Origin of the sequence: Paenarthrobacter sp. NPDC090520 (genome assembly GCF_044769205.1) — a bacterium.
Classification (GTDB): Bacteria; Actinomycetota; Actinomycetes; order Actinomycetales; family Micrococcaceae; genus Arthrobacter.
The window spans coordinates 220,203-227,376 of sequence record NZ_JBIVXM010000008.1 but is presented as its reverse complement, the minus strand read 5'-3'; the positions used below and the strand labels follow the sequence as shown (position 1 = coordinate 227,376).

Sequence of the window (7,174 nt, the reverse complement as noted above, 5' to 3'; positions counted from 1 at the left end):
GGAACGACCGGTCCCACCCCTTCATCTGGACCAAAACCCCAGAACAAATCCTCGCCAAAGCCAACCGCTTAACTACTTCAGACACGCGACACTAGTGCCGTCCTCCATACACGTTTACGCGCGGGACGGCGTTCAGTTAGAGAATACGATAAGCGGCTATTTCTTGAAGTTGCTATCGACAAGCTTCAAGGAGTAGCAGTCCACGATCAGTGTTGCATTTGTCGGAGCCGACTCATGCTGCCTTCACAGCTAGATGGGGGAGTCGATGCCTCCGCGGAACTGGTAGTGCGGGAACTCCGGTTTCATACCCGGGACCTTCGAGATGCGGGTTATTTAGTTTTATCTATCCGGCTGCATATGCATCTACCGCGTTACCGGGTCTGCCCGTGAGCGGGGCCGGAAGACAGGCCAGCGCTCCATGATCGGCGGGGGAGTATCAATGTTCGGTATTTGGGCTTGGCGGGGCCCGTTCCGCTCAATCGAACAGAAACGGTGAAGCGGCGGCGCCTGGCTGAGAGGACGCGCCGCCGCAGGCCCTTTGCCGTCAGCGGGCGGTGAAGCCGCCGTCAACAGTGAGGGATGACCCTGTCATCCAGCGGGATTCTTCGCTAGAGAGAAATGACACGGCCTGTGCCACGTCGTTTGCTGTCCCGAGGTTAGGCCACGGCGATTGGGCGTGCAGGCCGGTGTTAAGGTCCGGATCGTCCAGGAACGGGCGGACCATGGCGGTGGCGAGGAAACCGGGGCAGACCGCATTGACGCGGATCTGTTCGGCTGCGAAGTCCACTGCGAGCTGGCGCGTGAGATTGACGACGCCTCCCTTGGAGGCGCAGTAGCCCGGTTCCTGGGCCAGGCCTATAAGGCCGCCGATGGAAGCAATATTCACAATCGTTCCTCTGGTGTCACCGACGACGTCCTGCTTAAGGAACTGGGTGATGGCCAGCTTTGAGCCGATCCAGACGCCTTTCAGATTGACCGCAATGGTCTTATCGAAGTCTTCCTCCTTTTCATCAACGATGGTGGCGAGGCCGGTGAAGATTCCAGCGTTGTTCACCATGACGTCGAGACGACCGTATTGGTCCACCGCACCACCGACAAGACTGGTCATTTCGGTCATACTGGTTGCGTTCGCCGCGATGAAAGTGGCTTGTCCGCCACTACGGACGATAGCTTCGTGAGTTGGCGTATCCGCGTCGTCCTCGTACCCACCGGGGCGGGCGTCCGGATGGAGATCTGAGCAGACGACAGTAAACCCGTCCTGTGCCAATCTCTTGGCGATGGCCCGGCCGTTTCCTGAGCTGGCGCCGGTAACGATGGCTACCTTGTTGTTAGTCATATCTCTGGTTTCCTTTTTTCGGTAGATGGATTGGCTGCGGCGGGTCCGCAGCCGGGGTGCGCACCAGCGCGCAGTGAATGTAGATCGAGTCAAAATTCGCGCGAAACCGGTGGGTTCAGTGGTGCCTTAGGTCGGCGTCCCAGACCCCTGCGATTTAGTTATCTCGCACTGGATCTTGCAGTCGGCAGCTTTTCGATCCGCGACCGTCAGAGCTTGAGGCGGAACTGAATCCGCCAGGCCGTGATTTCGGCCCGGGTCCGGAGGGCCGGGCCATGATGAGTCCCTTGGGTGGGCAAGCAGCTCAGTGCTGGCCCTTCGATGCCGAGGACAGGAAGGCGATATTGAAGGTCTTGCTCTGCGGTTTCCTTGCGCTCACGGCAACACCTTTGCGTTCAAGAGATGCTCTCGGAAGAAATCGAGCTGGACGGAGGATGAGACGTCGAACCCGTCCACGTAGGCGTCAAAGTGGCCTCCTGGAAGGACGGCAAGGCGCTTGGGCTCCAGTGCTTCTCCGTAGCCCTCCAATGCCAGCCTTGTCGGTGTCAGTACGTCATTCTGTGCAACACACATCAGCAGTGGTGTGGGCGATATGAGGCGCAGGTATGAGCCAACCTGATACTCGGAGAACCGTTCGACGCTGCGCAGGGTGCATTGGTTGACAAAGGACGGTGCACGTAGCTCGTGAGTGCTGTTGAACCATTCCCAGGAGTCGGGGGTGGGCAGGGCGCTTGGTGCCATCGGATCGGCGTTTACGACGTCGATCATCCCGGGTTCCTCTCCGCGTGCACGGGCGCGGCGATCTTCTTCAAAGCCCCGGCGGGCACCATCGATGAAGTCGGAACGGACAAGCTGACGGAAGTTGGCTTCGCCGTCTATGACGGGGACCTGGCTTGAGACGGCCTTCACGCGGCGGTCCTGGGCCGCGACTACGAGGACATGCGCGCCTGAGTAGCTGGAACCCCAGATTCCGATTCTTTCCCGGTCAACACCGGGAAGGGTTTCGGCGAAAGTGATCGCGTTGCGAAAGTCGTCGATCTGACGCGCGGGGTTGATTTCGCCGCGCAACTCGCCGTCGGAAGCGCCAAGGTTCCGGTTGTCATAGCACAGGACATGGAAGCCCGCCTTCGCAAAAGCTTCTGCGTAGCGGTCAAGCCACATTTCCTTCACGGCGGCGAAGCCGTGGCACATCACTATCACTGGGCCCGTGCTGTCTGAACGGTCAGGGCGGAAATGCCATCCGCGGAGGGTGACGCCATCTGAGTCGAACTCGACATCGGTGCGCCGGTCTTCTCCATAGAGCTTTGCTGTAGCTGCCATGTGGCTGCTCTCCTCTCGTCGTTGAGTGGGGTCAACACTAAGTTCGCGGCACATCGGCATGCCATGACGAAGCGTGCCCACGATTGGCATCTGCGTGCCATCCTTGGACGCCGACATTGTTTTTGCATGCCACACATGTCTTCAATGGCATTATGAGGCGGACAAAGGAGTGCCAGGATGGATCGTGACCCCAGCGAATGGAGCTTCGCCACAGATGCCCGAGCTGTAGCCGAGGAATCATGGGGGCGGATGCTGAGCGAGAATCATCTCAATTGGTCCCTCGATGAACTGATGTGGGACGGGCCCACATTCTCAGCGTCGGTTCGCCGGCGAGCCATTGGCGACCTGTTCCTCGTTGATTGCGAATGCGATGCATCCTCGGGGCATAGAGGGCCGGAAGAGATTGCTGCGAGCAGCGATGCCTACCTGGTCCTGTTGATGACTATCTCCGGTCAGGAAATTGTTGAACAGGCGGGACAACAATGTTCCCTCACTCCCGGCTCTGTCGTGGTGTGGGATTCTGAGTCGGATGCTGCATTTGCAGTGGGGGGACGGCTCAAGAAGCGATCCCTGATCATGCCCAAGACGACCTTGGCTGAAGTAGGCGTCCGTGGGCGACTCCAGACTGGCCGGGTGCTGGATCACCGGGCCCCCACGATCAAGCTCCTCGCCCACTATCTGGAATCCGTCTCGCAAGGGATCGATGACATCCCGCTCGGTGCCATACCCGCGGTCCGCAACGCCACTCTGGAGCTCGTAGCGGCAGCGCTCCAAGCGTCGCCGTCTCCTAGCGCTACGTCTCCAGAGGCCATCATGGGAGCAGCCCAAAGCTACATCGAAGCGAATCTGCGAAATCCGGGTCTGGCTCCCGCCCCAATCGCTGCAGCCTTGGGCGTTTCCCTGAGAACTCTTCACCGGGCGTTCGAAGAATCACCGCTCAGCGTCTCCGAATTAATTCGTGTCCAGCGACTTGTGGCTGCTCGCGATGACATTCTCGGCGGATCCAGTATCAGCTCGGTTGCCCGTCGCTGGCAGTTCAGTGACCCGAGCCACTTTTCCCGGTCCTTCAAACGCCACTTCGGCGTTGCACCGAGCGAAATTCGTGTCCTCAACTAACGAGGAAACTTTTTCGGTAAGCGGGCCGAGTCGGCCTGGCCTCGCTCCTAAGCGAACGCTAGGACAAAGGATTCGCTAACTGCACGCGCCTGCTGAGGGTGTCTTCCAAGTTTAGTATCTGATGCGCCCGAAGCGCTTCCTCCAGCTGCCCACCATCCGCGCCCGACTCAAGCATGTCGATAATTTCGTCGTGTTCCCGGAGCAAGATCTCCATTCGCCGCGGGGTAAACGCGAGCTGCGCTGATCGCATGGCAGCGATTCGCAGCCTGCCTTTCGTTAGGAGCTCAATGAGGGCAGAGTTTGTGCAACCCGCGTAGAGAAGAGAGTGAAAGCGGATAGACGCCTCACTGAACGCATGAGGTTCGAAGTCCTGAAATGCTTCGCGCAAATCATGGTTCGCCTGTCGAAGAGCGTCGATGGTTCCACTCGGAAGGGTTGGCTGGGAGATGCGGGCTGCGTAGGCCTCTAGGACCGCGTGCAGTTCGCTCGCTTCCTTGTACTCCACGGGGTCGAAAGCAGCTACCCGGGCGCCCTGATTGTGCAAGACCTCAACGAGCCCCTCGGCTTCCAGGAGCTTTAGCGCCTCACGAATAGGCACGGCACTCATATCGAGCTCGCCTGAAAGCTGAGCTACGTTGATTCGTGCACCAGCCGGGAGGCTGCCTTCGGTGATCATCCCGAGAATCAGGCGGTAAGCGCCCTGCGACTTGCTGGATGCTTCGGCAACCCTGTCCATGTCTCTCCATTCTCCTGTCGGAATCCGGTAATGCACTGGACGATGCGCAGTCCCGCACATCGCACGGCCTCGCTCAACCGTTCGCGGTTAGCTACCGATTCTTGGATCCGGCAACAATCTTATTTGATTATTGGTGGGTCGCTGCTCCCAATAGATCAAAATGGGTGGAGAGCACCTGCCGTGTCGGCACGGAGTATGGCCAAAATGTAGAAGAAACAGATTCGTTGCCTACGAGGACAGGGTTCCGGGCTCAAGGAGCCTTCGGCGGACGCCTGGTAGCGGTCGAGCTGCTGACGAATTCATAACTCGCCAAGAAGCACGCCGCCCCATCCGGTAAGGCGTCCGCCCGCCCAGCAGACACTGCACGTACATGCTCGTCGCTGAAACTGAGCCCCAAGCAGGCAGATACATTCAGGACATCGACACGGAGCGCGTTCCCAGGGGGTACAACTCCTGAACCTAGCAGAAGGTCATGTACGGGCAGAGAATGACAGTGGCCGCCAGCAGTACGCTGACGGCCACCGTGCCGAGTCCTATGGAAGTTGGGCTAAAGCGGGTCGCAACATCGCGGAGCAAATCCGTTGCGGTCCGCACCGTTAACGGATGCAACAGCGCCGGCTTCAGATGCGTTAGCTCCATGGGCCCTGATGCTAGGAGAGGTCACTTGGGAGGCCGCAATTGTCCGGCAGCTGGGACTTCCCAGATATTGGAGCTTGTCGATCAGCTGATCACAATCCAGCTCGCACGCCGCATTGAAAGTGTCCGGACGAAGCGGTCGCTGAGTGGTTCACACGACAGTCTTTTCCTGGCGAAGGTCCGACGAATCAGAAGCGGGGCGTTCCATGGTGGCCAGATCAATGCCCCGGGTTTCTCGCATTGTGAACAGCAAGCCTGTTGCAATCACCATGATCACCACCACGTAGGTTGAGAACATCCAGCCTGAACCCATGGAGGTCAGCCAGGTGTTGAGGTACGGAGCCGTGCCTCCAAAGATTCCCGCTGCCAGGGATGTGGTGATGCCGAGGCCGACAGCCCGTTCCCTGGGGGTCACGCCTTCGGCGAGAACTGCGGGCCACACCGATCCAACGGCTGTCCAGAACACAAGGGCGATCAACTGCGCCGTGAACAGCGTCCATGGGTTGACGTTCAGGAAAGCTGATAAGGGGAACGTTATCGCGGCGAATCCGGCTGTCGCGAAGATGGCAACGGGTTTGCGGCCTACGCGGTCGGAAAGCCAGCCAAAGAATGGGAAGAGTGCCACCGAAAGAACCTGCGCGCCGAGGCTGGCCGCGAAGGCCCCTTGCTTGTCCATGCCCAATGTACTGATTGCATATGTCGATGCGAAGCTGAGCCAGGTGTAGAAAGCTACGTTGGTAGCTCCGAGGATGAAGAAGAGACGGAGCAGACGCAGAACAAGGACGCGTTTGGCGCTTCCCGCCAAGGCCTCACTCGCGGGGTCACCCGCAGTAGAGTCCTCAGCTGCGCTTAAGGTGGAGCCTACTTCGGTTTCAACCGAGCGCCGGCGCAGCCAGAGTGCGTAAATGGACAGTAACGCGCCAACAATGAACGGTACACGCCAACCCCAGGCTGCCATCGCGTCGACGGGAAGAAGCGCCGTCAACCCGAATCCGAACACGCTTCCGGCGATCGCTCCAAGGGTGACGGTCATGAAGATGGTACTTGACCAAAGCCCTCTCCGGGATGCCGGTGCGAGCTCACTGACGTAAACGTATGCAGCAGAAGACTCGCCACCGTAGGCGAGACCCTGTATGAGGCGGACGACGAGTAGGAGCACCGAAGCCGTGATGCCAATTGAAGCGTAAGGGGGGATGAGTGCCAGTAGCAGGCTTCCGACGCCCATCAGAATCATCGACGCCACAAGGGCGTCCTTGCGACCACGCTTGTCGGCCATGCGGCCGAAGATCCAACCTCCGATGGGGCGGATTATGAACGAGACCGCGAATACGGCAAGGGTGAGCAAGAGGCTCGAAGTCGGGTCGGACGAGGCGAACAAGGCACCCGCGATGAAAGGAGAGAAGACCGCGTAGGCAGTCCAGTCGAAATATTCTAAGCCGTTGCCGATCAGCGCTGATCGGAGCGATTGAAGCTTCAGCTGACGCGTCTTCGCGTCGAGCTGGGGCGTCATGGTTGTCATTGTGTCCTCCATTGGAAAAGGAATCTTATACTTTGATACGGAGAATCAAATAAGATCCAGAATCCAAGGTACAGCAGACGAATTCCTTGTCAAGAGAAACCGGAACTTTACTAGCTGTAGTTGGTATCTGTAGCAGACCAGAGTGGCGACAGTTGTGCGCCTCACGAGGCAGGGATGATCCCTGTCTGGGCCTGGGCCCGGAAAAGCTGCGGAGCTGCATCCTTGAAGCGGTCTTCTGGCGTGGGGGAGCGAAGTAACGCAATATGGGACTGCCCTCCACCAGCCAACAGCGCAGATTTGCCCGGTGTGCCGCCCCTCGCCGGCCGTTCGCGCCCGCTTCGTACTGAGTCTTCCGTCTCGCGGCCCGTGAAGGCCCCTCCGAGTTCCGGGGTCTCCACGGGCCATTGCGATATCGGGGTACGTCCACGAGTCATCGATGTCACGGGCCGCAGCGGCTTTACCTCGGGAATTGGGGAGCGGTACCATCGCGCCGTTTACCTTGCAGGTTTGCGGC

The 7,174-nt window shown here is 59.2% G+C and carries 5 protein-coding genes; 1 reads left to right on the top strand and 4 read right to left on the bottom strand.

What is annotated here, in order from left to right; translation table 11 throughout:
- Nucleotides 1-544: 544 nt before the first annotated feature.
- Together ACIQTZ_RS12585 and ACIQTZ_RS12580 are read right to left on the bottom strand one after the other, a co-directional pair.
- Complete coding sequence (locus ACIQTZ_RS12585; protein WP_402981109.1) at nucleotides 545-1,336, bottom strand: SDR family NAD(P)-dependent oxidoreductase; 792 nt, start codon at nucleotides 1,334-1,336, stop codon at nucleotides 545-547.
- Between the two features lie 372 nt (nucleotides 1,337-1,708).
- Nucleotides 1,709-2,653: an alpha/beta hydrolase gene (locus tag ACIQTZ_RS12580; protein WP_402981106.1), complete on the bottom strand. Its 945-nt coding sequence runs from the start codon at nucleotides 2,651-2,653 to the stop codon at nucleotides 1,709-1,711.
- Between the two features lie 177 nt (nucleotides 2,654-2,830).
- Between ACIQTZ_RS12580 and ACIQTZ_RS12575 the strand changes: the two genes are divergently transcribed.
- The gene (locus ACIQTZ_RS12575) at nucleotides 2,831-3,769 is read left to right on the top strand and encodes a helix-turn-helix domain-containing protein (RefSeq protein WP_402981103.1); all 939 of its coding nucleotides are present in this window, start codon (nucleotides 2,831-2,833) and stop codon (nucleotides 3,767-3,769) included.
- A 58-nt stretch (nucleotides 3,770-3,827) separates the two neighbouring features.
- Here ACIQTZ_RS12575 and ACIQTZ_RS12570 read toward each other — a convergent pair whose 3' ends face one another.
- Nucleotides 3,828-4,505: a GntR family transcriptional regulator gene (locus tag ACIQTZ_RS12570; RefSeq protein ID WP_402981100.1), complete on the bottom strand. Its 678-nt coding sequence runs from the start codon at nucleotides 4,503-4,505 to the stop codon at nucleotides 3,828-3,830.
- A gap of 787 nt (nucleotides 4,506-5,292) precedes the next feature.
- Nucleotides 5,293-6,660 carry an MFS transporter gene (locus tag ACIQTZ_RS12565; RefSeq protein WP_402981097.1) on the bottom strand — a complete coding sequence of 456 codons (1,368 nt, stop codon included), beginning with the start codon at nucleotides 6,658-6,660 and terminating at the stop codon, nucleotides 5,293-5,295.
- Between the last annotated feature and the right edge of the window lie 514 nt (nucleotides 6,661-7,174).

Bases quoted from the DNA above. Each gene is read 5' to 3' on its own strand.
- ACIQTZ_RS12585 (WP_402981109.1), bottom strand. From the start codon at position 1,336: ATGACTAACAACAAGGTAGCCATCGTTACCGGCGCCAGCTCAGGAAAC.
- ACIQTZ_RS12580 (WP_402981106.1), bottom strand. From the start codon at position 2,653: ATGGCAGCTACAGCAAAGCTCTATGGAGAAGACCGGCGCACCGATGTC.
- ACIQTZ_RS12575 (WP_402981103.1), top strand. From the start codon at position 2,831: ATGGATCGTGACCCCAGCGAATGGAGCTTCGCCACAGATGCCCGAGCT.
- ACIQTZ_RS12570 (WP_402981100.1), bottom strand. From the start codon at position 4,505: ATGGACAGGGTTGCCGAAGCATCCAGCAAGTCGCAGGGCGCTTACCGC.
- ACIQTZ_RS12565 (WP_402981097.1), bottom strand. From the start codon at position 6,660: ATGACAACCATGACGCCCCAGCTCGACGCGAAGACGCGTCAGCTGAAG.